Origin of the sequence: Cupriavidus sp. P-10 (assembly GCF_003402535.2) — a bacterium.
Lineage (GTDB): Bacteria > Pseudomonadota > Gammaproteobacteria > Burkholderiales > Burkholderiaceae > Cupriavidus.
The window spans coordinates 2557453-2582717 of record NZ_AP025171.1; the positions used below are offsets into that span (position 1 = coordinate 2557453).

Consider the following 25265-nt stretch of genomic DNA (forward strand, 5'->3'; position numbering starts at 1 on the left):
ATGGCCGCCGATGCCTCCTGCGCCGTGCTTCCCGACACCATCGACGCCACCGACCGCCGCATCGTCAACGCGCTGCAGCGTGGCCTGCCGCTGGTGCCGCGGCCGTATGCCGAGGCTGCCGCCGCGCTCGGCATCGAGGAAGACGAACTGCTGGCGCGGCTGCGCCGGCTGCTCGACCGCGGCGTGCTGACACGCTTCGGCCCGCTCTACCAGATCGAGCGCGCGGGCGGCCGCTTCGTGCTGTGCGCCTGCCACGCGCCGGCACAACAGCTCGCCGCCGTGGCCGGCGCGATCAACGCCTTTCCGGAGGTCGCGCACCACTACCAGCGCACCCACCACCTGAACCTGTGGTTCGTGCTGGCGGTCGCGCGGGCCGAAGACGTGGCCCCGGCGCTCGATCGCATCGCCGCCGCGGCTGGCGTCGAGATCCTGCCGTTTCCCAAGGAACGCGAGTTCTTCGTCAACCTCTACCTTCCCGCATGATGTCCGCCGACGCCCACGATGCCATCGACCTAGCCTTGATCCGCGCCACCCAGGCGGGCCTGCCGCTGGAGCCGGCGCCGTTCGCGGCCGTCGCCGCCACGCTGGGACTCGACGAAGCCGAAGTCATCGCCCGGCTGGCGGCAATGCATGCGCGCGGCACGCTGCGCCGCATCGGCGCGGTGCCCAACCACTACCGGCTGGGCTGGCGCGCCAACGGCATGACCGTGTGGGATGTGGACGATGCCTGCGTCGATGCGCTCGGCGAACTTGTCGGTGCGCTGCCCTTTGTCAGCCACTGCTACCTGCGCCCGCGCCGGCTGCCGCACTGGCCTTACAACCTGTTCGCGATGGTCCACGCGCGTGCCCGCGCCGACGCGGCGCCGCAGATCGAACGCATCACGGCACTGCTGGGCGACGCCTGCCGCGCGCATGACGTGCTGTGGTCCACCCGCATCCTGAAGAAAACCGGCCTGCGCCTGCCGCCGGCCGGACCTGCCCCACAGGAGCCACGCTGATGTTCCGCCTGTCCCGTTTCATGGAAGCCCTGCGCGACGCCGGGCCGGTGCCGCCCGCCCGCAAGGCCGCCGGCCCGGTCGTGATCTGGAACCTGATCCGCCGCTGCAACCTCAATTGCCGCCATTGCTATGCCACTTCGGCCGATACCGACTTCAAGGGCGAACTGGATACCAACGAGGCGCTGCGCGTGCTGCCGCAGTTGCATGACGCGCGCGTGCCGGCGCTGATCCTGTCTGGCGGCGAGCCACTGCTGCGGCCGGACCTGTATGACATTGCCGCGCATGCGCGCGCGCTTGGCTTCCATTTGTCGCTGTCGTCGAACGGCACGCTGCTCGATGCCGGTCACGCTGCGCGGCTGGCCGCGGCAGGCTTTGACTATGTCGGCGTCAGCCTGGATGGGCTGCCCGCCACGCACGACCGCTTCCGCCGCAGCAACGGTGCCTTCTCGCAGGCACTGGCGGGATTGCGGGTCGCGCGCGCCGTCGGCCTGCGCGTCGGCGTGCGCATGACGCTGACCGAAGCCAACGCCGCGCAGTTGCCCGACCTCGTCGCGCTGGCCGAACGCGAAGGCATCGACAAGTTCTACCTGTCCCACTTCAACTACGCCGGCCGCGCGCGCAGCCATCGCGCCGAGGATGCCCGGCATGCGCGCACGCGCGCCGCGCTGGACTGGCTGTTCGACCATGTCTGGCAGCGCGCTTGCGCGGGCCATGCCGGTGACTTCGTCACCGGCAACAACGATGCCGACGGGGTCTACCTGCTGTACTGGATCGCGCAGCGCTTCCCGCACCGCGTCGCCGACATGCGCCGGCGGCTGGAACAGTGGGGCGGCAACGCCACCGGCGTGGGCGTCGCCAATATCGACAATCTCGGCAACGTACATCCCGACACGATGTGGTGGCACGTCACGCTGGGCAACGTGCGCGAACGGCCCTTCGGAGAGATCTGGGCGAGCCGCACCGACCCGCTGATGGCGGGACTGGCCAGCCGGCCGCGCCCGCTGCAGGGACGCTGCGCTGTCTGCGCGCACCGTGCCATCTGCAACGGCAACACGCGCGTGCGCGCATTCACGCTGACCGGCAACGCGTGGGCGGAGGATCCGGGCTGCTACCTCAGCGATACCGAGATCGCCGCCGCGCCCGGCTCGGAGGTGGCGGCATGACGCGCATTGCCCGATGGCTCCTGTCCCTGGCTCTGGTTGGCGGGATGCAATCCGCGTTCGCGCTCGATCCCGCCGCGCTCTATGGCCAGCACTGCGCCGCCTGCCATGGCGCCGACCGCCTCGGCGCCATGGGCCCCGCGCTGCTGCCGGAAAGCCTGGAGCGCCTGCGCGCCAGCGAACTCGACACCGTGCTGCGCGACGGCCGCGCCGCGACGCAGATGCCGGCCTTCGGCGCCACGCTGGCCGCCCGGGAATTGCAGGCGCTGGCGCGCTGGCTGCGCACGGCGCCCGCCGCCGCGCCGCAGTGGAGCACCGACGCGATCCGCGCCAGCCACGTCGTCACGCACGCGCCCGGCACGCTGCCCGCGCGTCCCGTCTTCAGCGCCGATCCGCAGAACCTGTTCGTGGTCGTCGAGGCGGGCAGCCATCACATGACCGTGCTCGACGGCGACCGGCTGGCACCGATCCATCGCTTTGCCACGCGCTTCGCCCTGCACGGCGGCCCCAAGTTCAGCCGCGACGGCCGCTATGTCTACATGGCCAGCCGCGACGGCTGGGTCAGCAAGTACGACCTGTGGAACCTGGCCTACGTCGCCGAGATCCGCGTCGGCATCAATACGCGCAACGTTGCCGTCAGCGACGACGGGCGCTGGGTGCTGGCCGGCAATACGCTGCCACGCACGCTGGTGCTGCTGCACGCCGACGACCTGTCGCTGGCGCGGGTGATCGACGTCAAGGGCCGCAGTGGCGATGCCTCGCGGGTATCTGCGGTCTACGACGCGGCGCCGCGCCGCAGCTTTATCGCAGCGCTGAAGGACATTGCCGAGGTCTGGGAAATCCCGTATGCCGACGCCGCCGGCAAGCCCCTGGCATCGCTGGCGCCGCGCGCCATCGTGCTGGACGATGTGCTCGACGATTTCTTCTTCGACCAGCCCTACCGCCACATCCTCGGCGCGTCGCGCAGCGGGGGCGGGCAGGTGATCGACCTCGACCAGGGCCGCAAGGTGGCCTCGCTGGCGCTTGGCGGCATGCCTCACCTCGGCAGCGGCATCACGTGGCAACGGGACGGCCATGAAGTGATGGCGTCGCCCGACCTCGGGCAGGGGCGCATTTCGGTAATCGACATGCAGGACTGGCACACCGTCGCCGCCATCCCGACCAACGGCCCGGGTTTCTTCCTACGCAGCCACGAGAACAGCCGCTACGCCTGGGCCGACGCGATGATGAGCCCGCGGCGCGACACGCTGCAGGTGATCGACAAGCTGACCCTCCAGGTCGCCGGCAACGTCACGCCCAGCCCGGGCCGCACCGCCGCGCATGTGGAATTCACGCGCGACGGGCGCTATGCGCTGGTCAGCCTGATGGAGCGCGACGGCGCGATCGTGGTCTACGACGCCGCCACGCTGCAGGAAGTGAAGCGCATCCCGATGGACAAGCCCATCGGCAAGTACAACGTCTTCAACAAGACCACGCGTTCGGCTGGCACCAGTCATTGACGCGCTGCCGCCGCGCGCGCAGGAGTCCTACACATGAACTCTCCCCTCAAGCCCGGCAAGGTCTGGCTGGTCGGCGTCGGCCCCGGCAGCCCAGACCTGGTCACGGTGCGCGCGATGCGCGCGCTCGCGTCCGCCGACGTATGGCTGGTCGATGACCTGGTCTCGCCGGAAATGTCCTGCTATGCCCGGCCCGGCACGCATGTCGAGTGGGTCGGCAAGCGCGGCGGCCGCTGCTCGGTCACGCAGGCGCGCATCCAGCAGCTGACGCTGCAGCATGCGCTGGCCGGCCGCACCGTGGCGCGTGTCAAGGGCGGCGATCCGCTGCTGTTCGGCCGCGGCGGCGAAGAGGCCGCCTTCCTGCGCGCGCACGGCGTGCCGGTGGAAGTGGTCAACGGCATCAGCAGCGGCATGGCGGCGGCGCAGGCCCTGGGCGTGGCGCTGACCCACCGCGCCCACTGCCACGGCGTGACCTTCGTCACCGCGCATACCAGCGAACACGGTTCGCCCGACTGGAACGCGCTGGTGCGCGGCGGCACCACGCTGGTGATCTACATGGGCATGAGCCGGCTCGCGGCGATCCGCGACGGGCTGCTGGCGGCCGGCATGCGCGCCGACATGGCGGCGGCGGTCGTGATGCATGCCGGCGGCGCGGAAGAGCGTTCGTGGACCGGCACGGTGCAAACGCTGGCCGAAGCATTGTCCGCCGGGATGGCCAGCCCGGCGGTGGTGCTGGTGGGAGGCGTGGTGGCAGAGGCGATGCCGCGGATGATGGCGATGTCGTCCGCCGCCCAGTAGCGCCCGCCGGCGGGGCTCCCCCTCCCGCCCGGGATATGGCACCATCGTTGGCACGCCCCACCTGCCCCGCAATCGCCCCGCAATCGCCAAAAGTGGCTGCCCTGACACATCACTCCCCCAAGCTGCACCTGACCGCCGGTCGTGGCTTTGCCTTGCACGAAAGCCGCCACGCGGGATTCCGGCGCGAATGGCATACGCACGACTGCAGCATGCTGCTGTGGACGCGCGCCGGCCGCCTGCGCAGCGTGTGGGAAAACCAGCCCGACGCGCAGCATCCCGGCCCGGTGGCGACCACGCTGGTACGCGGCGGCGCCGTCCTGCTGCCGGCGTCGACGCGCCATTTCACCACGGCGGAAGCCGGCCGCCAGCATCACGGCGAACTCTACCTGGCCCCCGACAGGCTGCACGGCCCCGCACCGTACGGCGCGCTGCGGCTCGACGGCGCTGCGCTGGCGATGCTCGAAGCGCTGCTGACGCCCGGCCTTGCGCCTGCCAGCGCGGAACTGCTGGTGCGCGCCATCGTCGGCCAGGTCATGGCCAGCCCGCTGCTAGCGCTGCCGCAGGAGCCCGCCTCGCTCGCGCTCCGGCTGGTGCGATGCTTCAGCGCGGCGCTGGAGCGCGACCAGGCGCTTCCGTCGATCGATGCCGCGGCCTGCACCCTGGGCGTCTCGGCGCGGCAGCTGCAGCGCGCCTGCCAGCTGGAGTTCGGCGCCAGCCCGGTCGCGGTCCGCCGGCGCGTGCTCGCGGCGCATGCGCGCAGCCTGCTGGCCGCAGGGTTGCCGTTGTCCCGCGTCAGCGAGCGCCTGGGCTTTGCCAGCAGTGGCCATCTCGCACGCCTGCTGCGCGAGGTGCCGCCAGCCGGCTGAGCACACTGGCCGGGGGCTTACCTGCCATTCAGGCCAGGGAGGCCATTCAGGCCAGGCAGGCTTCCAGTTCGATCTCGATCCAGGCACAGTCCGGCAGGCTTGCCACACCCACCGCGGTGCGAGCGGGGAGCGCCTGCGCGGGGAAGGCCAGTGCCAGCACGGCGGAGGCGCTGTCGACCACCAACGAATGCCGGGTGAAATCGCCGTGCGCGCGCACGAAGCCGCGCAGCCGCGTAACCTGCCGCACTGCCGCCAGCTGGCCGCCGGCGGCTGTACGCAACGCGGCCAGCGCGTTCAGCATCGCCACCTCGGCGGCCCGGCGAGCGCCCGGGATATCGGCTTCAGTGGCGCAGCAGCCGGCCAAGGCAACGCCGTCGCGTCGCGGCGTCTGGCCGCTGATGCTGATGCGCCCGTCGATCACGCAGGCCGGGGCGTAGCTGCCGCGCGGCACGGGCGCGGGCGGCAGCACAAAGCCCGCGGCCGCGAGCCGGCCTTCCGGCGTCGTGGCACTCATGGCTGGCTCCATTGCACCGCGCCGCTGAGCCAGCAGCCCTGCGCGGTGCCGTCGGCGGCCACGCGCGGTGCCACCACGATCTCCGACGGGCGGCCCATGGTTTCACCCTGCCGTACCGCCAGCACTGGCGCGACACCCCGAGAATTGCCGGCAAGGTGACCCCACAGCGCAGCCGCGGCAATACCGGTGGCGGCATCCTCCGGGTAGCCGGAAGAGCGGGGAAACTGCCGTGCATGCACCGCCCGCGTGGCCGGCGGCGTTGCCGGGTCGCCCGTTGCCGCGTCCGCGTACGGATACAGCCCGGTGGACCCGATCGCATCGCACAACGCCGCCATCCGTGCGAAGTCCGGCCGCAACGCGGCCAGCGCCGCCACGTCCGGCATCGCCACCAGTGTCTTGACGCGGCTGGTGCAGGCGTTGGTCATGGCAATGCCTGCACCATCGCCGGGCAGGCCCAGCACCGCGGCGACCGCCCGGCGCTGGGCCGCATCCAGCGCGCTCGCCTGCACCGGCGGCTGCGAAATCCACACCCGTTGCGCCGCGTCGTCCCAGCGCGCCGTCACGCTGCCGCTCAGCGTCTCGATGCGCGCGGCCGGCGTGGTCCAGCGGCCCCACTGCCGCAACGCCCACAACGCGCCCACCGTGGCATGGCCGCACATTTCCATCTCGTGCCGCGGCACGAAAAAGCGCAGGCGCAGGTCCGCCCCATCGGCCGACGGCGGCAGCACAAAGGCGGATTCATGGCCGTGGCGCGCCGCAACCTGCTGCATGTCCGTCTCGGACATGCCTTGCGCATCGGCCACCAGCGGCACCGGATTGCCGCCGCCGGGGCCGCGCACGAATACGTCGATCAGCGCGACGCGGCCGCGCGCTGGCATGGTGTGTCGCTGTGGCTTATTCAATCGTCGCTCCCACGGACCGGGCAGTCGCGCCCCAGTAAGACAGGTCGTGCTGCACGGCGGCCAGCATCTCGGCAGGTGTGCCCGGCCGCGCCGTCACGCCCTTGTCCGCAAGTTCGCGGATAGTGTCCTTGTCCGCCAGCACCTGGTTGAGCACGTGGTTCATGCGCGCGATCACCGGCGCCGGCGTCCCGCGCGGAAACGCCAGTCCATACCAGAGCTGTTGCGCGAAGCCCGGCACCCCCTGGCTGGCGAAGGTCGGCACGTTGGGCAGCAGCGGCGTTGGCGCGGTCGTCGCGACGGCAACCAGCTTGTTGGCGCGGAGGTACGGCACAAGTCCCGCCGGGTTGTCGAACATCAGCTGCACCTGGCCGCCGATGAGGTCGGTATAGGCGGGCGCTGCGCCGCGATACGGCACATGCGTGAGCGGCACTTTGGACAACGCCTGGAATTGCACCCCGATCAGGTGCGATACCGTGCCCACGCCAACCGAGGCAAAGCTGTGCTGCGCGAGCTTGTCGTGGCGCAGCCGGTCGAGCAGCGTCTTCACGTCAGGTGCCTGCAGTGCGCGATTGACTGCGAGCACATAAGGCGACGTGCCGATAAAGCCAGCGTAGGCAAAGTCGGTGGCGGGCTTGTACGGCAGCCTGGGATAGACGCTGGCGCTGACAGCGTGCGTGCTGGTCGTCGCCACGCCCACCACGTAGCCGTCCGGCGCGGCACGCGCCACGAACGTCGAGCCGATGGTGCCGCCCGCGCCACCGCGGTTGTCGATCACCACAGGCTGGCCAAGCGCCGCCTGCAGCTTGGGCTGGATGGTGCGGACCAGCAGGTCGGTGCCGCCGCCGGCCGGAAACGGCACCACCAGCGTGACCGGCTTGGTGGGCCAGTCCTGGGCGACGGCGGCGCCGGCTGGAACCAGGCAAAGCGCCCCGAGGATGCAGGCGGACAGATGGGGCACGAAGGGTGGCAGGGTTGCCATGGCGCGTTCTCCTTGACTCGAACGGCTTGAGTCTAGGGACGGGGCACCCTGCGGCCAAACCGGCAGGCGACAGGTCTTGATCCGAAATCGGACAACGGCAATTGCCGCCCCGCCATGCCGCCGCGCCACTGGGGTAGCATGGGACCGCCCGATACCCACGGACACGACCATGCTGACCAAGGCTCTCCTCGCATTCCTCCTGATGGCGCTTTGCGTATCGATCCACGCGATCGGCATCATGGCGGCGTTTCACTGGCTCAAGTGGCGGATCCCGGCGGGGCCACGCTACTTCTGGCGCGCCACGCACGCGCTGATCAGCCTGGCGGCGTGCACGATCCTGCTGCACCTGCTGCAGATCGTGGCATGGGGCCTGTTCTACTACTGGCGCGCAGGGTTGCCCGACCTGCATACGGCGCTCTACTTCAGCGCCGTGACGTACACCACCACCGGCTATGGCGACGTGGTGCTGCCGCAGGAATGGCGGCTGGTGGGAGGCGTCGAAGCGCTGACCGGGATCCTGATGTGCGGCCTGTCGACCGGCCTGTACTTTGCGTTCTTTTCCAGGGTGGTGAGCAAGGTGCTGCGCAAGGGGGACGACGAAGGCCCCGCACAAGGCGGGGCCGCACAGGGCTGACCAAGCCCACCGGTGGGCGTGTGGCTCAGCGGGCCGCCGAGGCGGTCAGCCAGCCTTCTTCGGTGCTCGCGGCCGCGACCTGACTGGCGATCGAATTGCCCAGGCGCGTCGCATCGGCGGAGATCGAGTCATGCGTCATTTCCGTGGCGCCGTGCACACCGGCACCACCGGCAGCCGCCATCGCCACGTGCCCGGCCGCGGCACCGATGCCGGCGGTTTCGGCCACGCCCGGGATATGGCCGCTGTCGGCGTTGGCGACAAAGCTCTGCAGCGGGACCGGGGCGCCATTGGCGGGCTTGTACGAGATGCGCACGTCGGCGCCGACTTCGCTCTTGCCGGCACCCAGGCCGATGAGCAGACGGCGGCGGCCGCTGCCTTCGTCGATCTTGCGGAAATCGCCTTCGACGATCAGTGCGTTGGCACCCGCCGGCGCCGGGGCATCGGAACGCACGGCGTTGAGGCCCATGCCGCGCAGTTGGCGGACGATCTCGTTGGCGACCTGATCGCGCGCTTCGGCTGCGGTCTGGCCTTGCGCATTGGCCGACGAGCCGCCGGCGGCCATCATCTTGACCTTCTGCGCCAGGCCACCGTCAAGCTTCACCTGCCCGGCATCGGCGTCGAACGCGTGGACATAGATCACGTCGGCGTGCACGGCCTGCGTCAGGCCCATCTGGTTGATGCCGGTGACAGCGGCGTTGGCGTAGCCGGCGCCGAGCATGGCGGTGGCGGCGAGTGCGGCGATGGTCAGGCGCTTGGTTTGCTTGGCGATGGTCTGGAGAGCGTTGCGCATATTCGGTTCCTTCAGGTTGGCAGGTCGTTGCCGGTCGGTAGTGGAAAGCTGTCGCCGACATCGTTGCACCAGGAGATCGCAAACCATCGGGAGCTTCTTGTCGCGCTGCCTGCTTCGGTGTTTCCGTGTCTGGCCTCGCGGTGACGGAAGTATGGAAAAAACCCGCGCGCAGCGCCATCTGGGAATTATTTCGCGCCATGTCACGGCGCCGGGGGACGAGGTGGTGCCCGCGCTACGCCGCCGGTGCCTGCAGCGGCAGCGCCACCACTGCTTCGAGCCCGCCGCCATCGCGCGGGCGGAACTGCAGCGAGCCGCCGTGCAGCCGCGCGATGCGGTCGACGATGGCCAGCCCGAGCCCGGTGCCACCAGCGTGGCCGCGCGCGTTGGCGCCGCGGCTGAAAGGCGCCTTGAGCTGCTCCAGCTCGTGCGCGGCGATGCCGGTGCCGCGATCGCCAACGGCCACATAAGCGCACGCGGCATCGCGCCACGTGCGCACGCTGAAGCCCGACTTGCCGTAGACGACAGCGTTCTGCATCAGGTTCATCAGCAGCCGCATCAGGCTGACCGGGCGATAGGGAACCGGCGGCAATTCCGCCAGCGACAGCTCGAACTCATGGCCCAGGCCGGCGAAGTCGGCGGCCAGTTGCGACACCAGGGCGTTGACGTCGCCGGGCTGGGGCTGCTCTTTCTCGCCGCTGCCGGCGTAGTCCATGAACTGCTGCAGGATGGTCTCGATGTGGTCCAGGTAGCCCTCGGCCGAGGCGACGAAGGCATCGTCGGCGCCGCGCGGGATCGACATGGCCATGGCCAGGCGCAATTTGGTCAGCGGCGTGCGGATGTCGTGCGAGACACCCGCGAGCATCAGCGCCCGGGTCTGCTCGGCCTGCTGCAATGCCTGCGTCATCTGGTTGAAGGCGCTGCTGACCTGGGCGATCTCGGTCGGGCCGTCGGTCGGCAGCGGCGGCGGTGTCGAGCCCCCGCAAATGTCCTGCGCTGCACGCGCCAGGTCCTGCAGCGGCCGGTTCAGGTGGCGCTGGATCAGGTAGCCGGTCAGCGCCGCCAGCAGCGCCAGCGCGGTCGACAGCGCCAGCGCCGTGGCAATGCCGCCGGCGCGCACGTCATCGCTGATCGGCAGCCCGATCCAGCGGGGCGCGCCGCCCACATGCATGCGGATCCACAGCTGCTCGGCCTCGCCGGCCTGCCATCGCACCGGCATGTCGGCGGGAAGATGGCGGCGCAGGGCTTCCATGAAGACGTCGCGCTGCCAGGTGCGCAGCAGGTGTTGCAGGTCTGGCGCCGGCTTCTCGGCGGCGTGCGCGGGCTCCTGCGCCTGCGCGCCCATGCGCGTGGCCGTGGCACCGCTGGGATCAAGCGGCATTGCCGCCACCACGCGGTCGAGCGTGCGCACGTAATCGGCAAAGACGATGGCGGCGCGCTCGATGCGCGGGCGCTGGACGTAGTGCAGCAGCACCGTCAGCGAACACGCCTGGGTGATGGCCACCAGCGCCACCAGCAGCAGGATATTGCGCGCCAGCAGCGAGCGTGGCAGCAGGCGCCTGAGCATGGGCGACGACCGCGTCACGAATCCACGCCGGCGACCAGCATGTAGCCGACGCCCCACACGGTCTTGATAAAGCGCGGCTTGGACGGATCGTCTTCGACGATCTGGCGCAGCCGGAGGATCTGCACGTCGATGCTGCGGTCGAGCGCGTCATGGTCGCGCCCACGCGCCCGCGCGAGCAGGTTCTCGCGGCTGACCGCACGGTTCGGCGACGAACCCAGCGCGTGCAGCAGCAGCATCTGCGCCGAATGAACTTCGACCGGCTCGCCACCGCGCATCAGCGTCTGCTGGCCGACATCGAAGGTAAAGTCGCCAAAGCGCAGCCGCTGCGTAGTCACGGTGGGATCGCCGGCCGACATTTTCTGCCGCCGCAACAGCGCGCGGATGCGCGCCACCAGCTCGTCCGGCACGAAGGGCTTGGCAAGGTAGTCGTCGGCGCCCGTTTCCAGGCCGGCGACGCGGTCCATCGGGTCGCCCTTGGCCGTCAGCATCAGGATCGGCAGCGTGTGGCCCTCGGCCCGCAGGCGCTTGCAGATGGTGAGGCCATCCTCGGGCTCCATCATCAGGTCGAGCACCAGCAGGTCATGCGGCTCGCGCTGCAAGTACTTGTCGAGCTGCTTGCCGTCGGCCACCGCGCGCACGCGGAAGCCGTGCCCGGTCAGGAAGCGTTGCAGCATGTTGCGCAGCTCGGCTTCATCGTCGAGCACGACAATCCTGTTCACCTGTTCCATCACGGGTCTCCGGCGATGCCGGCGTGCCGGCTTGCTGTCCCAAACTCGGCGCCAGGCTTGAGCGCATGGCCTCAGCGCGACTGCATCCCGGCACTTTGTGCATAGGCGCCTGCAGAAACAATACACAACATAAGCACTGCAATCATCTTCCTCATGATGGACTCGGTGGGCTGGCCGGTCTTTTTCCGGCGCTCTGCAATGGGTAACCGCCTCGTGGCGCTCAGACCACATGGGCGGGTACCCACACGCCGCCGGCCCAGTGGCCGGGGATCATGACGGCCGGACGGGCCACGTAGACCGCGCGCGGCGCGACATAGATCGTGCGCGGCACCGGTGCGGCGACCACGACGCGGACCGGCGGCGGCGGGGCAACCACGACCTTGGCGGGCGGCGGCACGTACACCGTGGCGGGCGCCGGGGCCGGCACATAGACAGGCACCGGCGGCGGGGGCGGCGGCGTGACCACCACCGGCGGCGTGCTGACCGCCACCGTCGTACCCACCGTACCCACCGTACCGACGGCAGCGACCGTTCCAACCGTTCCGACCGTGGTGACGGTAGTGCCGCCGGTCGTCACCGCCGCGCCGTGGACCACGGTAGTGCCGCCGCCGGTGGTCACGACTCCCGGCGCCACGCTGGTGGCGCTGCCCGAGTGCGTAACGGTGCCGCCCTGCGCGCCGGTCCCGGTGCCGGAGCGGTAGCAGGTCGAGCCGGCGCAGTTGGTGGAAGCGGCGTGCCCGTAGCTATTGCCGTTTGCGCCAGTGACCGTGCCCGACGACGAATACTGGCCCACGCCTTCGCGGGTCACGCTGCCTGAAGTGGTGGCGGTCTGGCCATTGGGGCCGGTCAGGTCGCCACTGTGCGAACAGGTGCCGCCGGCGCAACTGGTGCTGCCGTCGTGCTGCACCGAGCGCCCGTTGGGACCGACGGCGGTGCCGCTGTTGCTGAACTGTCCCGGCGCGGTGCGCGTCACGGTGCCGGTGTTGGTGGCCAGGCCACCATGCGGCCCCTCGATGCCACCGGCGTGCGAGCAGCTGCCGCCGCCGCAGGCGCCGATATGCCCGCTGCTGAACGTGCCGCGCGGCGTATAAGCCGTGCTGTGGCCACCGAATGCGGCAAAAGCGGGCGTGCTGGCCAGGATCACCAGTGCGCCACTGGCGATACCGAGCAGGCGGGGCAGGCGCAGGGAAGAGGCAAGATTGCTGAGGCGTTTCGTCATGGCAGGTCCTTCCGGTTCGTTTCATGCCGCGCTCCGTTGCGCGGCGACGGTCGAACTATAGGAAAGGGGCTGCAGCTTTTCGCGGTAAGAAAAATGTCGCGGTGTTACACCGCCCGCGGCCCGCCGGGCATGACATACGGCGAAATAATTGCCGCATGGCGCCGCACGGGTCCAGCCACTACATTTGCCTCACCGACGCAGCAAGCAGCAACCCGCAAGCCAAGCGTCCCACCTCACCGCACTGGACCCGACATGCACAACCTCGGCAAATTCACCCTCTACGTCACGGCGTTTATCGTGGCGGTCTCCCTGGTCGAAGCCTTCGTGCTGGCACGCAAGGCGAACCGTCAGGGCAAGGCCTATCCCTGGCATGAAGTCGCCCTGTCGCTCGCCGACCTGGTTGGCCGCAAGCTGCTGGCGCTGCTGCCGCTGTCGCTGGCCACGCCGGTGTTCGCGTTTGCCTGGCAGCACCGCCTCTTCACCGTCGAGATCAACAGCGCGCTGGCCGTGCTGCTGCTATTCCTCGGACAAGAGTTCTGCTACTACTGGTACCACCGCGCCTCGCACCGCATCCGCTTCTTCTGGGCGACGCACGCGGTGCACCACTCGCCGAACGAACTGACGCTGGGCACCGCCTATCGCCTTGGCTGGACCGGCAAGATCACGGGCACCGCCATCTTCTTCGCGCCGCTGGTCTTCCTGGGCGTTCGTCCTGAAGTGGTGCTGGCCACGGTGAGCCTGAACCTGCTGTACCAGTTCTGGCTGCACACCACCTGGATCCCCAAGCTGGGCTGGCTCGAATACGTGTTCAACACCCCGTCGGCGCACCGCGTGCACCATGCCTCGAACATCGACTACCTCGATGCGAACTTCGGCGGCGTGCTGATCATCTTCGACCGCCTGTTCGGCACCTATGTGGCAGAGCGTGAAGACGAACCGTGCCGCTACGGCCTGGTCCACCCGACCACCACGCACAACCCGCTGGTCAACCAGTTCGAACACTGGATCGGCCTGGGCAAGGACATGGCCAATGCCGGCAGCCTGCTGAATGCGATTGGCTATCTGGTGATGCCCCCGGGCTGGACGCCGGATGGGTCGGGGGATACCACGGAAAGCCTGCGGCTGCAGGCGCAGGCTGGGGGGAAGGTGGCGGTGGAGATCAGGTAATACCTGATGGATGCAGGTTAAAAAGCGCGGCAAATGCCGCGCTTTGTCTTTGCTACCATCTACGCCCCGCGCGCCGCCGGTTTTGGCCGTTCAGTAAGGCAACCCCACATAATTCTCCGCCAGCACCCGGCACGCCGCTTCCGAACCCACCAGGTAATCGAGCTCGGCCCGCTGCATGCGCAGCGCAAACGGATCCGCATCCGGGAAGCGATGCATCAGCGAAGTCAGCCACCATGAAAAGCGCTCGGCCTTCCAGATGCGGCGCAGGCAGCGCGCCGAATAGGCATCCAGCTCGCGCTTGTCGTCATGCCGGTAGGCGGCGATCAGTCCGTCGGCCAGGGTCAGCACGTCGCTGGCCGCCAGGTTCAGCCCCTTGGCGCCGGTGGGCGGCACGATATGCGCGGCATCGCCGGCCAGGAACAGGTTGCCGAAGCGCATCGGCTCGCTGACAAAGCTGCGCAGCGGCGCGATGCTTTTCTCGATGCTCGCGCCCGTCACCAGCGACTGGGCCGACTGCGGATCGAGGCGGCGGCGCAGTTCGTCCCAGAAGCGTTCATCGGACCAGTCCTCCACACGCTCGCTCGACGGCACCTGCACGTAGTAGCGGCTGCGCGTGCGCGTGCGCATGCTGCACAGCGCAAAGCCGCGTTCGTGGCTGGCGTAGATCAGTTCGTCCGCGACCGGCGGCGTGTCGGAGAGGATGCCAAGCCAGCCGAACGGATAGACGCGCTCGAACAACTGCGTGGCGGTCTGCGGCACGCTCTGGCGGCTGACGCCATGAAAGCCGTCGCAGCCGGCGATGTAGTCGCAGTGGATCTCGTGCGCCACGCCATCCTTGCGGTAACGGACCACCGGCCTCGCGCCATCGAAGTCATGCAGGCTGACCTCCTGCGCGTCATAGACCGTGGTGATGCCCGCTTCCTGCCGTGCCGCCATCAGGTCGCGGGTGACCTCGGTCTGGCCGTAGACGGTCACGCTGCGGCCGACCAGCGCGTGCAGGTCGATGCGATGCCGCTGGCCATCGAATGACAGCTCGATGCCGTCGTGCACCAGCCCTTCCTCATGCAGCCGCGCCGCCACACCCGCGCGCTGCAGCGCATCGACGGTCACGCTCTCGAGGATGCCGGCGCGGATGCGCCCCAGCACGTATTCCGGACTGCGTTGCTCGACGATTATGTTGTCGATGCCCGCCTTGCTGAGCAACTGCCCGAGCAGCAGGCCGGCGGGGCCGGCGCCGATGATGGCAACCTGGGTGCGCATGTCTTGTCTCCTTGTGCATATCGATCTACTGGCGCTAACGATAGTGGCAGCACGCCCGCTACGGAATGGACAGACCGAACCAATGAAAGGACAATCGGAACATCGCTGGTAAACACTGACGCCCCCCGTGAGACCTGTCCCGACCTACTCCCTGTACGGCGTGAATTCTTCCGAGCCGCTGTCCGACCAGCTGCATTTCGAGTCCATTGCCGCGCGCAGCCGCCTGCACGGGTGGGAGATCAAGCCCCACCGGCATGAGCGATTCCTGCAAATTCTGTACATTCATGCGGGTGGCGGCGAAGCCCTGCTCGAAGAGCGCCGCGAGCCGCTGCGCGGCGGCTCGCTGGTGACGATGCCGCCGCGGCACATCCACGGCTTCGTGTTTACGCCAGACACCGATGGCATGGTGGTCACCATGACCGACAGCCACCTGCGCACGCTGCTGGCGGGGGTGCCGGATGCTCTGCCGCTGTTTGAACACCCGCGCCATGACCGCGTGCGGCGCGGCCACGCGCTGGCGGATGCGCTGGCGCTGTTTCGTGGGGAGATGGAGGCAGTGTCCGCCTGGCGCGGGGCGTCGCTGTCGGCGCTGCTGACGCTGGTGCTGATCGGCATTGCGCGGCTGGCCAATGCCGCGGCGCCGGCGGCCGCGCGCAGCAGCAGCCGGCCGGCGCGGCATTTCCAGCACTTCCAGCAACTGCTGGAATCGGATTACCGCGAGCAGAAGGAGATCGGCCACTACGCCGGCGCGATCGGCATCACGCCCACGCAACTCAACCGCGTGTGCCGGCAGGCGTCGGGGCAGTCCGCCCTGCAGATGATCCACGCGCGCGTGCTCGCCGAGGCGCAGCGCGACCTGCTCTTCAGCGACCTGGAGATCAAGCACATCGCGTTGTCGCTCGGCTTCTCCGATGCGGCGTACTTCTCCCGCTTCTTCGCGCGGCTGGTGGGCCAGGCGCCCACGGAGTTCCGGCAATCGGGGCGGGCGCGGCTGCCGACGTTTGCGGTGCAGCCGGCCCGGGAGCCGGCCGGCTGATTGCTCAGGCTGGCCTATCCATCTCGGCGAAGACCTCTTCGGCCAGGTGGAACGCCGAATTCGCCGCCGGCACACCGCAATAGATCGCGGTTTGCAGCAGCACTTCCTTGATCTCGTCGCGCGTGACGCCATTGTTGGCCGCGGCGCGCAGATGCAGCTTCAGTTCTTCCGAACGGTTCAGCGCCACCATCATGGCGATGGTCAGCAGGCTGCGGGTGTGGCGCGGCAGGCCTTCTCGCGTCCAGATCTCACCCCAGGCGTAGCGCGTGATCAGGTTCTGGAACTCCTCGTTGAGCGGCGTCAGCCGCGCCAGCGAGCGATCGACATGCGCGCTGCCGAGCACCTCGCGCCGCACCGAAAGGCCGGCGTCGTAGCGCGCGTGGTCGTCGGTCACGGGCAGGCGGCCTTGCACGAAGTCCACCAGTGCAGCGGTAAAGCGGCCGGGCTGCTCGAAGCTGGAAATATGCGCGGCAGGCAGTTCGACGAAGCGCGCACCGGGAATCGCATCGGCCAGTGCGCGGCCCTCCTGCGCGGTGGTCGACGGGTCCTGGCTGCCGGCGATGACCAGCACCGGCACCGGAATCGACGACAGCGCCTCGCGGAAGTCGGCGTCGCGCACCGCCGCGCAGCTGGCCGCATAGCCGCGTGGGTCTAGTCCTGCCAGCACGCTGCGCAGGCCGTCCAGGGCTCGGTCGGCCGTGGCGGCAAACCCGGGAGTGAACCAGCGCTCGACCGAAGGCGCGACCATCACGCCCATGCCGTCGCGCAGCACGGTATCGATGCGCGAATTCCATCCCTCGGCGTTGCCGATCTTCGCGGCGGTATTGGCCAGAACGATGCGGGAGAAGCGCTCGGGCGCATGGATGCCGAGCCACATCCCGGTCAGGCCGCCCATCGACAGGCCACAGAACACGGCCTGGCCGATACTCAATGCATCCAGGATAGCGATCACGTCCTGGCCGAGTTGTTCAGCTGTGAAGGCATCGCCGGGTGCGGTCGAGCGGCCGTGGCCGCGCGTGTCGTAGCGCACCACGCGAAAGCGCCCGGCCAGCGCGGCGGCCTGTGGCTCCCACATGGTGTAGTCGGTGCCAAGCGAGTTGGAGAAGACGATGGCCGGTGCGGATGCGGGGCCGTCGACGGTGTAGAAAAGCCGGGCACCGGCGTGATCGAGATAGGGCAATGCAGTCTCCTGAGAATCTTCAGGCCGGTCGGCGTGCGGCACGTCCGGCGAGCGCGGATTTCCACGCCTGCACGGCAGCGTCGGCAAAGGCTGCTGACTGGCCCGCGTAGTTGGCGGGGTTGGCGAGGCGGTCGAGCGTGGCGTCGTCGAGCAGGCCCGCATGGGCAGGCTCCTCCTGCAGCGTGCGGGCCAGAGCATCGCACAGGCTGGTGCCATCGGCCACGGCACGCCGCGAGGCGCGCTCCACCACGTGATGCGCCTGCAGCCGGCCGATCCTGCCGCCGAGCTCCAGCATCGCGGCTTCGCCGAGAATCAGCCCATGCGTGAGATCAAGGTTGGCACGCATGCGCGCCGCATCGACCTGCAGCCCCGCCACCACCTCGCCCATCTGGCGCAACGCGCCCGCGGCCAGCGTGACGATCTGCGGCAGCGTGTCCCATTCCGCCTGCCAGCCGCCAAGCGCGCGCTCGTGTTCCTGCACCATGCCCGACAGCATGGTGGCCACCAGCGGCGGCACGCGCACCGATGCCGTCAGCACCGCCGCGCAGCCGACCGGATTGCGCTTGTGCGGCATGGTGCTGGAACCGCCGCGGCCAGGCCCGGTGGGCTCGGCCACTTCCGCCACCTCGGTCTGCATCAGCAGGGAGATGTCGCGCGCCATCTTGCCGAGCGTACCGGTCAGCATGCCGAGCGTGGTGGCAACTTCGACCATGCGGTCACGATGCGCATGCCACGGCAGCACGGGTGCGGCCAGGCCCAGCTCGCGGGCCAGTGCGGCAGCTACGCCGGGCGCGGCGTCGCCGAGACTGGCGAGCGTGCCCGCTGCGCCGCCAAACTGCAGCGTGCGGGCCTGCGCGCGCGCTGCATCAAGGCGGGGGAGGTCGCGGCGCAGCGCGTCGAGCCAGCCGGCGGCCTTGCAGCCAAAGGTGGTCGGCAGCGCATGCTGCAGCCAGGTGCGCGCCACCATCGGCGTGGCGCGATGCATGCTGGCCAGCGCGGCGCTGGCATCGCCCAGGCGGACCAGGTCGGCATCGAGCGCGCGCAGCGCGTCGCCGAGCTGGAGGACCAGCGCGGTGTCGATGATGTCCTGGCTGGTGGCGCCCCAGTGCACGAAGCGCGCCGCATCGGCATCGCGCGCGGCCACGGCGGCGGTCAGTTGCCTGACGAAGGGAATGGCGAGATTGCCGGCGGCGACCGCGGCCTGTGCCAGCGCATCGCGGTCGATGGCGCCGATGTCGCTGCAGACTTCGGTGATGACGGTCGCGGCAGCGGCCGGGATCACGCCGCATTGCGCTTCGGCGCGCGCAAGCGCGGCCTCGACGGCAAGCATGCGTTGCACGGTGCCGGCGTCGGAGAAGATGTCCAGCACAGCGGGGCTGCCGAACATGAAATCGGTGAGACGCGTGACGGTTGGCATGGGGGCGATCGGTAGGGGGTCGTGGCGATGACGACCACCTGATTATGCGTCTGTCGCCGGCGGCCTGGGGAGAGTCCCCGGCCGCCGGCGCGGCGTGTCAGATATCGAAGAACACTGTCTCGCCCGGGCCTTGCAGCACGATATCCCAGCGCAGCGTGCCGCTGCCGGCATCGTTGCCGACCAGCGTGCCGCGCCGCCCGGCCGGCACCAGCGCCAGCACCGGATCGGCGCCATTGGCCGCGGCCTCGTCCGGGAAGTACATGCGCGTGGCAACGTGCTTGACCAGTCCGCGCATGAACACCGACACCATGATGTGCGGCGCCTGCGGCCGGCCGTCGGCCCCGGGCACGGCACCCGGCTTGACGGTGACGAAGCGGAACGACCCATCGGCCTCGGTCGGCACGCGGCCGAAGCCGGTAAAGCCGGGCACCAGCGGCAGCTCGCGCGTGTCTTCGGCGTGGCGGTAGCGGCCAGCGGGATTGGCCTGCCAGATCTCGACCATGCCGTCCGGCACGGGCTCGCCGTTGCCGTCGATGACGCGGCCTTCGATCACGATGCGCTGGCCGGCCAGTGCCGGCGCGCTGGCGGTCAGGTCGGCGCAGTTCAGCCCGCTCAGGCCGATATGAAGGTAGGGACCGACGGTCTGGGATGCGGTGGCGTAAAGCATGGTCTTACTCCATCGGCGTGGCATCGCGGCCACGCAGCACGATATCGAAACGGTAGCCGAGCGCGTATTCGGGCTGGGTGGTTTCCCAGTCGAGGCTGGCGATGAGCCGGTCGCGCGCCTTCTCGTCCGGCACGCAGTTGAAGATCGGATCGAACGGCAGCAGCGGATCGCCGGGGAAATACATCTGCGTCACCAGCCGCGTGGCGTAGGCGTTGCCGAACAGCGAGAAGTGGATATGCTGCGGCCGCCAGGCATTGTGGTGGTTGCGCCAGGGATAGGCGCCGGGCCTGATGGTCTTGAACCGGTAGTGCCCGTTGGCGTCGGTGACGGTGCGGCCCTCGCCGGAGAAATGCGGGTCCAGCGGTGCGTCATGCTGGTCGCGCTTGTGCACGTAGCGGCCGGCCGCGTTGGCCTGCCACACCTCGATCAGCGCATTCGGCACCGGGCGGCCATTCTCGTCCAGCACGCGGCCGGTCACGAGGATGCGCTCGCCAATGGGTTCGCCGCCGTTGCCGACGGTGAGGTCGTTATCGCCTTCGCGGACGAACTCGGCGCCGAAGGTGGGACCGGTCACTTCGGACAGCGACTGCGGCAGCGCAATCAGCGGCTGATCCGGCGAGCGCTTCTGCGTGGAGGCGTAGGGATCGAAGCGGTATTCGGGCTGGGTGTCCCAGTAGGGACGGCGATACTGGGCAAGGCGGGTCATTTGCGCAGTCTCCTTGTCGTTGGAATGGTATGACTTTAAGCAACACATAAAGTCATGTAAATTAAGATTTTTGAGAATTAAGATAACTTTTAGGCATGAAAACCGCCGCTTCGCCCGTGCTCGAAATCTTCCGCAACCGCGTGCGGCTGCGGCATCTCTATTGCTTCGTGGCGGTGTCGCAGACCCAGCACCTGGGCCGCGCCGCCGACCGGCTGGGGCTGACACAGCCTGCCGTGTCCAAGACCCTGAGCGAGCTGGAGGAGTTGACCGGCACACGCCTGCTGGTGCGCCAGCGCGCGGGTACGGAGCTGACCACCGCCGGCACGCGCTTCCTGCGCCACGCGCTGCGTATCCTCGCGGACATCGATGCCGCCGCCGACAGCATGGCCGGCGAGCAGACCCAGCCACAGGAGCGCATCCGGCTGGGCGCATTGCCCAGCGTCGTGCCGGCGGTGCTCACCGATGCCTTGCTGCGCTTCCGTGCCGCGCACCCCGAGGTCGGGCTGGCCGTCCAGACCGGCATGAACCGCAGCCTGATCGACCAGCTCAAGGCCGACGTGCTGGACCTTGTCATTGGCCGGATGGATGACCCGGTGGCCATGGAAAGCCTGTGGTTCGAGTCGCTGGGCCCGGACTCGCTGGCGCTGGCGGTGCGTCCCGGGCATCCTCTTGCCGCCGTCTCGCGGCCGACCTTGCTTGACGTGCTGGCGTGGCCGCTGGTGATCCCCGCCGCGGGCTCGATCCCCCGCCACAACACGGAAAGCCTGCTCGCCCGACACGGCCTGCCCCTGCCGGGCGGATGCGTGGAAACGTCGGACGCCTACCTCGGACGGCTGCTGGCCCGCGACAGCGACTGCGTGTGGGCGGCGCCGCTGTCCGCCGCGCAGCGCGCGGTGGCCGAGGATGGGCTGGTCCTGCTGCCGCTCGATACGCAGGGCACGGAGGAGCCGATCGGCCTGCTACGGCACGGCGACCGCACGCTCAGCCCGATGGCCGAAGCGCTGGCGGACTGCATCCGCGCCGCGGCCCGGCCGCTTGGCGCTCAGTGAATGTTCAGTGAGCGGCCACGCCGGCGCCGCTGCCGGCGTCGGCACCCGGCGCGCGGCTGCCGCTGACATGCTTGACCACCAGCGCACCGGCGGCCAGGAATGCCGGCACGGCGAGCAGCGTAAAGATGGTGTCGAAGCCCAGGTGCAGGCGCAGCAGTTCGGCACCGAGCAACGCGCCGGTGATGCCGCCGAAGCGGCCGATGCCAAGCATCCACGCCACTCCGGTGGCACGGCCCTGCGTCGGATAGAACGCGGCGGCCAGCGAAGGCATCGACGACTGCGCGCCGTTCATGGCGGTGCCGGCGAGGAAGATCAGCACGCCAAGCAGCACCTGGCTGCCGGTCCCCTGCCCCACGGCGTAGATCAGCACGCCGGTGGCCGCATAGGTGATCGCAATCACCTTGTTCGGATTGAAGCGGTCCATGAACCAGCCGGCCGCGATGGTGCCGATGCCGCCGCCGAGCGGGAACAGCGCCGTCAGGAATGACGCGTGCTGGATCGAGAAGCCGGCATCCTTCATCAGCGTGGGCATCCAGCTCGTCAGCAGATAGAAGATGACCAGGCCCATGAAGTAGGTGCACCACAGCATCGCCGAGCCCAGGCGATAGCCGGGCGCCAGCACGGTGCCGACGGCGGAGCGGGTCGCGGGCGCCTGCTCGCCGATGCTGAAGGCGTTCGCGCCGGCCACGTCCGCGCCGGTCACGCGCCGCAGCAGCTGGCGGATCTGGCCGGCCGGATAGTTGCGCAACACCATGTAGCGCACCGACTCAGGCAGCAGCACCACCAGCAGCAGCGCGAGCGCAAGCGGCACGATGCCGCCCAGCAGCAACACGCTGTGCCAGCCGAAGTGCGGGATCATCGCGGCGGCGACAAAGCCGCCGGCGGCGGAGCCGAGCGGAAAGCCGCAGAACATGGTGTTCACCAGCACGGCCCGGCGGCGTTGCGGCGCGAACTCGGCGGTCAGCGTCACGGCATTGGGCATGGCCGCGCCAAGGCCGAGGCCGGTCAGGAAGCGCAGCACCGTCAGCCAGCCCAGCGTGGGCGCGAAGGCCGTGGCCAGGCTGCAGGCGCCAAAGAAGAAGACCGACAGCACCAGCACCTTCTTGCGGCCGATGCGGTCAGCCAGCGGGCCGGCAAAGATCGCGCCGAAGGCGAGGCCGAACAGGGCCGCGCTCATGACGGGACCGAGGGCCGATTTTTCGATCCCCCAGTCCTGCACCAGCGCCGGCGCGATATAGCCGATGGCGGCGGTATCGAAGCCGTCGACGGCAACCACCAGGAAGCAAAGCACAAGGATGAGCCACTGGTAACCAGTGAATCGCTGGCCGTCGATCAGGGCCTGGACGTCCACGACGCCAGCCTTGGATTGGAGGGATTGGTGCACTGTTGTCTCCGTCTGCCTTGGAAATCGCGCGGTTCGCCTGCAAGCAGGCGCTACTGGGCGCTACGATTTTGTTCTAATAGCGAACTCACGTTCTCTAATTGAACGAATCTTAGGCAACGGGGATCGGGGCCAAAAATTAGCGTTAACCCGGCAAAAACGCGCGGCCAGATGAGCACGGATTCACCGTGATTTCTGGGGTTATAGCCTTTCTAACTATCTTGTGACGACTTTCTTGATATTTTCTTCCGAAAATCTTCATCATTGAGAAATTTTCACTACGACGCAAGAATTTGATTAAGAAAATTTCATATAAAAAGCGCCAGCCTTCAATTTACATTCCATAAATCTCTGGAAATCGAGGAATTCCGACCAACTGGCGCTCGTGGCACGCTGGAATCAATGCATCAACCCGCCGGTCAAATGCTTCAAGATCGCCTCGCCCCGCCTATTCCATGCAACGCGTGCTCCTCATCCTCGGCTGCCTGCTGATCGCCGCCGCCGCGGCCTGGCCCTGGCTGTCCAGGCTTCCCTTTGACCGCCTTGGCCGCCTGCCCGGCGACATCCATATCGTGCGCGACGGCTTCAGCTTCTACCTGCCGATCACCACCTGCATCCTGGTGTCGGTGGTGGTATCGGTCGTGATCTGGCTGCTGCGGCGCTGACCGCGCGCCGCGTGGCGTAGTACCGGAATCAGGCGGCCTGCGCCTCGGTGCGGAACACCGCCATCGCGTGCTGCATCTGCTGCGCCTGCGCCTGCAGCGACTGCGCCGCGGCGGCGGCCTCCTCCACCAGCGCGGCGTTCTGCTGCGTGACCTGATCCATCTGCGCCACCGCCTGGTTGACCTGGGCGATGCCTGTGCTCTGCTCGCGCGAGGCGTGGCTGATCTCGTCCATCATCGCCGTCACGCGCCGGATCGCGGCCACGGTGCTGTCCATGCTGGCGGCAGCATCCACCGCCAGCGACGTGCCCGAGGCCACGCGCTGCGCCGACTGCGAGATCAGCGTGCCGATTTCCCTGGCCGCGCTGCCGGCGCGCTGCGCCAGCCCGCGCACCTCGGTCGCCACCACGGCAAAGCCGCGCCCGGCCTCGCCCGCGCGCGCCGCTTCCACCGCCGCGTTCAGCGCCAGGATATTGGTCTGGAAGGCAATGGCATCGATCACCGCGATGATGTCGACGATGCGGCGCGAATCGGCCTCGATGTCCTGCATGGTCTGCCGCATGCGCCCCACCGCGGCGCCGCCGGCCAGCGCGATGTCCGACGCCTCGCGCGCCAGCTCGCTGGCCTGCCCGGCGCTGCCCGCGTTCTGCTGCACGGTGGCGGTGAGCTGCTCCATGCTGGCCGCGGTCTGCTCCAGCGACGAAGCCTGTTCCTCGGTGCGCCGCGACAGGTCGATATTGCCCTGCGCGATCTCGCCGGCGGCGGCCAGCACGTTGTGCGCGCCGGCCTTGGTATCGCCGATCAGCCCGCGCCAGCTATCCACCAGCGACAGCAGGTGGCGCTTGACCTCGCTGAACTCGTCGCGCCCGTGCACGGCCGTGTGCAGGCTCAGGTCGCCGGCGTTGATGCGTTCCACCATGTCGCCCACGGTACGCACGTCGCTGCGCATACCGCGGCTGAAGCCGGTGAACAGATAGAAGGCAAGGGCCAGCGTGACCACGCCCAGCGCGGCCAGCAGCGCGAACTGGCGCTGCTGCGCCGCGATGCGTTGCGCCAGCATGGCGCCGGCGATCGCCGAAAACTCCTTGTTGGCGGCCAGCACGCCGTTGATTGCCGCGCTGGCCTCGTCGAAATAGCTCTTGGCGTCAATGCCGATGCCGCTGGCACCGAGCATGCGCACCTTGAGCGTGCGGTGGAAGTTGTCCATCGCGGCCAGCCGCTGCATGGCCGCGTCGACCTGCGGCTGGTAGGCCGGCGCGTTCTCGCGCACGCGCGCGGCATCGCGCCGGATGGCTTCCAGTCCATCCTGGATCTGCTCGGCCAGCGCGCCCAGGTCGGCCTGCTGCGCGGCATCGGCATAGCCGCCCTGCGCGATGATGCCGGCGCCGCGTCCGCGCGCCAGCGCGCTCTGCTCAGCCAGCCGCGGCATCGGGCCAACCACCAGGCTGATCAGGTAATAGGCGCCGGCTTCGCCATCGAGCGCCAGCTCGGAGCGGTCGGCCACGTCGCCGATGAACAGCTGCGTCTGCCTGACCAGCGCGCTGTGCCGCTCGAACAGCGGCCCCGGCGTCGTGTTCAGGCCGAGGCCGCGGACGTGCTGCCAGTCCTGCTCCAGCTTGCGCGCCGCGGTCTCCAGCGCAAAGCCGGGATTGTCTGCAGTGGCGCGCAGCAGTTCGGCGAGGTTGGCCGCGGCCTTGCCGTCGGCCGCGTCGAAAGTCGGACGGAAACCGGCGTTGCCGGCCAGCACGGTATTCGCGGCGCCGCGCCGCACCTGCGTCTCGCGCATGAAGTCGAGCGCATGGCCGACGATGACCAGGCCGCGCCGTTCGCTGTCGGTGGTGCGGATCGACTGCGCCGAGCCATGCAGCACGACATACATCGCGCCGCACAGCGGCACGAGGAACAGCACCGCGATCAGGGTCAGTTTCTGGTTGATGTTGAGGCGCGCCATCAGGCGCTCGGCAGGGCGGAAAAAGGCGGTCATCGGCTCGGTGGGACTGGCAAAAAATGGACTGCAAGGGGTTGGCTGTCCCCCCGGCTATCGGCCACGTTTTCCACGCCTGAAGCAAGAAATCCGATCGTTTTGACGATG

Annotated in this window: 25 protein-coding genes; 11 read left to right on the forward strand and 14 right to left on the reverse strand. The window is 69.0% G+C overall.

From position 1 onward, the window contains the following. From CTP10_RS28340 to CTP10_RS28365, 6 genes are all read left to right on the forward strand, one after another. The gene (locus CTP10_RS28340) at positions 1 to 483 is read left to right on the forward strand and encodes an AsnC family transcriptional regulator (RefSeq protein ID WP_116322474.1); all 483 of its coding nucleotides are present in this window, start codon (positions 1 to 3) and stop codon (positions 481 to 483) included. Then, positions 483 to 998, forward strand: a complete 516-nt coding sequence (gene ahbB, locus CTP10_RS28345; RefSeq protein WP_116322475.1) for a siroheme decarboxylase subunit beta — start codon at positions 483 to 485, stop codon at positions 996 to 998. Before CTP10_RS28340 ends, ahbB begins: the two co-directional genes overlap by 1 nt. Continuing rightward, the gene (gene nirJ / locus CTP10_RS28350; protein ID WP_116322423.1) at positions 998 to 2161 is read left to right on the forward strand and encodes a heme d1 biosynthesis radical SAM protein NirJ; all 1164 of its coding nucleotides are present in this window, start codon (positions 998 to 1000) and stop codon (positions 2159 to 2161) included. Before ahbB ends, nirJ begins: the two co-directional genes overlap by 1 nt. Next, positions 2158 to 3657 (forward strand): nitrite reductase, encoded by a 1500-nt coding sequence (locus CTP10_RS28355; RefSeq protein WP_116322424.1) that lies wholly within the window; start codon positions 2158 to 2160, stop codon positions 3655 to 3657. The genes nirJ and CTP10_RS28355 overlap by 4 nt, the downstream gene beginning before the upstream one ends. Before the next feature lie 33 nt (positions 3658 to 3690). After that, a complete protein-coding gene (gene cobA / locus CTP10_RS28360) occupies positions 3691 to 4452 on the forward strand; it encodes a uroporphyrinogen-III C-methyltransferase (RefSeq protein ID WP_116322425.1) in 762 nt (253 codons plus the stop codon). Positions 4453 to 4544: 92 nt separating this feature from the next. Beyond that, on the forward strand, positions 4545 to 5318 hold the full coding sequence (locus tag CTP10_RS28365; protein ID WP_116322426.1) for an AraC family transcriptional regulator: 774 nt from the start codon (positions 4545 to 4547) through the stop codon (positions 5316 to 5318). A gap of 46 nt (positions 5319 to 5364) precedes the next feature. Here CTP10_RS28365 and CTP10_RS28370 read toward each other — a convergent pair whose 3' ends face one another. Genes CTP10_RS28370 through CTP10_RS28380 form a run of 3 tightly spaced genes read right to left on the reverse strand, consistent with a single transcriptional unit; the run spans position 5365 to position 7713 of the window. Continuing rightward, complete coding sequence (locus CTP10_RS28370) at positions 5365 to 5832, reverse strand: RidA family protein (RefSeq protein ID WP_116322427.1); 468 nt, start codon at positions 5830 to 5832, stop codon at positions 5365 to 5367. Beyond that, complete coding sequence (locus tag CTP10_RS28375; protein ID WP_116322428.1) at positions 5829 to 6710, reverse strand: PhzF family phenazine biosynthesis protein; 882 nt, start codon at positions 6708 to 6710, stop codon at positions 5829 to 5831. Before CTP10_RS28375 ends, CTP10_RS28370 begins: the two co-directional genes overlap by 4 nt. A 16-nt stretch (positions 6711 to 6726) precedes the next feature. Then, entirely contained in the window at positions 6727 to 7713 is a 987-nt protein-coding gene (locus CTP10_RS28380) for a Bug family tripartite tricarboxylate transporter substrate binding protein (protein WP_116322429.1), read from the reverse strand. Positions 7714 to 7882: 169 nt separating this feature from the next. On the opposite strand from CTP10_RS28380, the gene CTP10_RS28385 reads away from it, so the two are divergent. Continuing rightward, positions 7883 to 8347 carry a potassium channel family protein gene (locus CTP10_RS28385; RefSeq protein WP_116322430.1) on the forward strand — a complete coding sequence of 155 codons (465 nt, stop codon included), beginning with the start codon at positions 7883 to 7885 and terminating at the stop codon, positions 8345 to 8347. A gap of 25 nt (positions 8348 to 8372) precedes the next feature. Here CTP10_RS28385 and CTP10_RS28390 read toward each other — a convergent pair whose 3' ends face one another. The 4 genes from CTP10_RS28390 to CTP10_RS28405 all read right to left on the reverse strand — a co-directional run bounded on the left by CTP10_RS28390 (position 8373) and on the right by CTP10_RS28405 (position 12648). Beyond that, positions 8373 to 9137, reverse strand: a complete 765-nt coding sequence (locus tag CTP10_RS28390; protein WP_116322431.1) for a DUF4410 domain-containing protein — start codon at positions 9135 to 9137, stop codon at positions 8373 to 8375. 232 nt (positions 9138 to 9369) lie between these two features. Further along, positions 9370 to 10701, reverse strand: coding sequence for an ATP-binding protein (locus CTP10_RS28395; RefSeq protein WP_116322432.1), 1332 nt, complete (start codon positions 10699 to 10701; stop codon positions 9370 to 9372). Between the two features lie 14 nt (positions 10702 to 10715). After that, on the reverse strand, positions 10716 to 11429 hold the full coding sequence (locus CTP10_RS28400; protein ID WP_116322433.1) for a response regulator: 714 nt from the start codon (positions 11427 to 11429) through the stop codon (positions 10716 to 10718). A gap of 220 nt (positions 11430 to 11649) precedes the next feature. After that, on the reverse strand, positions 11650 to 12648 hold the full coding sequence (locus tag CTP10_RS28405) for a hypothetical protein (RefSeq protein ID WP_116322434.1): 999 nt from the start codon (positions 12646 to 12648) through the stop codon (positions 11650 to 11652). A gap of 252 nt (positions 12649 to 12900) precedes the next feature. On the opposite strand from CTP10_RS28405, the gene CTP10_RS28410 reads away from it, so the two are divergent. Further along, on the forward strand, positions 12901 to 13815 hold the full coding sequence (locus tag CTP10_RS28410; protein WP_116322435.1) for a sterol desaturase family protein: 915 nt from the start codon (positions 12901 to 12903) through the stop codon (positions 13813 to 13815). A 90-nt stretch (positions 13816 to 13905) separates the two neighbouring features. On the opposite strand, the gene pobA is transcribed toward CTP10_RS28410, so the two are convergent. Next, entirely contained in the window at positions 13906 to 15075 is a 1170-nt protein-coding gene (gene pobA / locus CTP10_RS28415; RefSeq protein WP_116322436.1) for a 4-hydroxybenzoate 3-monooxygenase, read from the reverse strand. A 127-nt stretch (positions 15076 to 15202) separates the two neighbouring features. On the opposite strand from pobA, the gene CTP10_RS28420 reads away from it, so the two are divergent. After that, entirely contained in the window at positions 15203 to 16111 is a 909-nt protein-coding gene (locus tag CTP10_RS28420) for a helix-turn-helix domain-containing protein (RefSeq protein ID WP_116322437.1), read from the forward strand. A gap of 4 nt (positions 16112 to 16115) precedes the next feature. Here the strand turns inward: CTP10_RS28420 and pcaDC are convergent, their stop codons facing one another. The 4 genes from pcaDC to pcaH form a co-directional block, all read right to left on the reverse strand. Continuing rightward, on the reverse strand, positions 16116 to 17291 hold the full coding sequence (gene pcaDC, locus CTP10_RS28425; RefSeq protein WP_116322438.1) for a bifunctional 3-oxoadipate enol-lactonase/4-carboxymuconolactone decarboxylase PcaDC: 1176 nt from the start codon (positions 17289 to 17291) through the stop codon (positions 16116 to 16118). A 19-nt stretch (positions 17292 to 17310) separates the two neighbouring features. After that, positions 17311 to 18678 carry a 3-carboxy-cis,cis-muconate cycloisomerase gene (locus CTP10_RS28430; RefSeq protein WP_233528330.1) on the reverse strand — a complete coding sequence of 456 codons (1368 nt, stop codon included), beginning with the start codon at positions 18676 to 18678 and terminating at the stop codon, positions 17311 to 17313. Positions 18679 to 18805: 127 nt separating this feature from the next. After that, a complete protein-coding gene (gene pcaG / locus CTP10_RS28435; RefSeq protein ID WP_116322440.1) occupies positions 18806 to 19375 on the reverse strand; it encodes a protocatechuate 3,4-dioxygenase subunit alpha in 570 nt (189 codons plus the stop codon). 4 nt (positions 19376 to 19379) lie between these two features. After that, positions 19380 to 20081, reverse strand: coding sequence for a protocatechuate 3,4-dioxygenase subunit beta (pcaH, locus tag CTP10_RS28440; RefSeq protein ID WP_116322441.1), 702 nt, complete (start codon positions 20079 to 20081; stop codon positions 19380 to 19382). A gap of 95 nt (positions 20082 to 20176) precedes the next feature. On the opposite strand from pcaH, the gene CTP10_RS28445 reads away from it, so the two are divergent. Continuing rightward, positions 20177 to 21130 carry a LysR substrate-binding domain-containing protein gene (locus CTP10_RS28445; RefSeq protein WP_116322442.1) on the forward strand — a complete coding sequence of 318 codons (954 nt, stop codon included), beginning with the start codon at positions 20177 to 20179 and terminating at the stop codon, positions 21128 to 21130. A gap of 4 nt (positions 21131 to 21134) precedes the next feature. On the opposite strand, the gene CTP10_RS28450 is transcribed toward CTP10_RS28445, so the two are convergent. Next, the gene (locus tag CTP10_RS28450; RefSeq protein ID WP_116322443.1) at positions 21135 to 22514 is read right to left on the reverse strand and encodes an MFS transporter; all 1380 of its coding nucleotides are present in this window, start codon (positions 22512 to 22514) and stop codon (positions 21135 to 21137) included. 452 nt (positions 22515 to 22966) lie between these two features. On the opposite strand from CTP10_RS28450, the gene CTP10_RS28455 reads away from it, so the two are divergent. Next, positions 22967 to 23176: a DUF2905 domain-containing protein gene (locus CTP10_RS28455; protein WP_063237407.1), complete on the forward strand. Its 210-nt coding sequence runs from the start codon at positions 22967 to 22969 to the stop codon at positions 23174 to 23176. A 28-nt stretch (positions 23177 to 23204) separates the two neighbouring features. Here CTP10_RS28455 and CTP10_RS28460 read toward each other — a convergent pair whose 3' ends face one another. After that, positions 23205 to 25157 carry a methyl-accepting chemotaxis protein gene (locus CTP10_RS28460; protein ID WP_116322444.1) on the reverse strand — a complete coding sequence of 651 codons (1953 nt, stop codon included), beginning with the start codon at positions 25155 to 25157 and terminating at the stop codon, positions 23205 to 23207. Positions 25158 to 25265 lie beyond the last annotated feature (108 nt).

Coding starts and splice junctions, on each gene's coding strand:
- CTP10_RS28340 (WP_116322474.1), top strand. CDS start 1: ATGGCCGCCGATGCCTCCTGCGCCGTGCTTCCCGACACCATCGACGCC.
- ahbB (WP_116322475.1), top strand. CDS start 483: ATGTCCGCCGACGCCCACGATGCCATCGACCTAGCCTTGATCCGCGCC.
- nirJ (WP_116322423.1), top strand. CDS start 998: ATGTTCCGCCTGTCCCGTTTCATGGAAGCCCTGCGCGACGCCGGGCCG.
- CTP10_RS28355 (WP_116322424.1), top strand. CDS start 2,158: ATGACGCGCATTGCCCGATGGCTCCTGTCCCTGGCTCTGGTTGGCGGG.
- cobA (WP_116322425.1), top strand. CDS start 3,691: ATGAACTCTCCCCTCAAGCCCGGCAAGGTCTGGCTGGTCGGCGTCGGC.
- CTP10_RS28370 (WP_116322427.1), bottom strand. CDS start 5,832: ATGAGTGCCACGACGCCGGAAGGCCGGCTCGCGGCCGCGGGCTTTGTG.
- CTP10_RS28375 (WP_116322428.1), bottom strand. CDS start 6,710: ATGCCAGCGCGCGGCCGCGTCGCGCTGATCGACGTATTCGTGCGCGGC.
- CTP10_RS28380 (WP_116322429.1), bottom strand. CDS start 7,713: ATGGCAACCCTGCCACCCTTCGTGCCCCATCTGTCCGCCTGCATCCTC.
- CTP10_RS28385 (WP_116322430.1), top strand. CDS start 7,883: ATGCTGACCAAGGCTCTCCTCGCATTCCTCCTGATGGCGCTTTGCGTA.
- CTP10_RS28390 (WP_116322431.1), bottom strand. CDS start 9,137: ATGCGCAACGCTCTCCAGACCATCGCCAAGCAAACCAAGCGCCTGACC.
- CTP10_RS28395 (WP_116322432.1), bottom strand. CDS start 10,701: ATGCTCAGGCGCCTGCTGCCACGCTCGCTGCTGGCGCGCAATATCCTG.
- CTP10_RS28400 (WP_116322433.1), bottom strand. CDS start 11,429: ATGGAACAGGTGAACAGGATTGTCGTGCTCGACGATGAAGCCGAGCTG.
- CTP10_RS28405 (WP_116322434.1), bottom strand. CDS start 12,648: ATGACGAAACGCCTCAGCAATCTTGCCTCTTCCCTGCGCCTGCCCCGC.
- CTP10_RS28410 (WP_116322435.1), top strand. CDS start 12,901: ATGCACAACCTCGGCAAATTCACCCTCTACGTCACGGCGTTTATCGTG.
- pobA (WP_116322436.1), bottom strand. CDS start 15,075: ATGCGCACCCAGGTTGCCATCATCGGCGCCGGCCCCGCCGGCCTGCTG.
- CTP10_RS28430 (WP_233528330.1), bottom strand. CDS start 18,678: ATGTTCGGCAGCCCCGCTGTGCTGGACATCTTCTCCGACGCCGGCACC.
- pcaG (WP_116322440.1), bottom strand. CDS start 19,375: ATGCTTTACGCCACCGCATCCCAGACCGTCGGTCCCTACCTTCATATC.
- pcaH (WP_116322441.1), bottom strand. CDS start 20,081: ATGACCCGCCTTGCCCAGTATCGCCGTCCCTACTGGGACACCCAGCCC.
- CTP10_RS28445 (WP_116322442.1), top strand. CDS start 20,177: ATGAAAACCGCCGCTTCGCCCGTGCTCGAAATCTTCCGCAACCGCGTG.
- CTP10_RS28455 (WP_063237407.1), top strand. CDS start 22,967: ATGCAACGCGTGCTCCTCATCCTCGGCTGCCTGCTGATCGCCGCCGCC.
- CTP10_RS28460 (WP_116322444.1), bottom strand. CDS start 25,157: ATGACCGCCTTTTTCCGCCCTGCCGAGCGCCTGATGGCGCGCCTCAAC.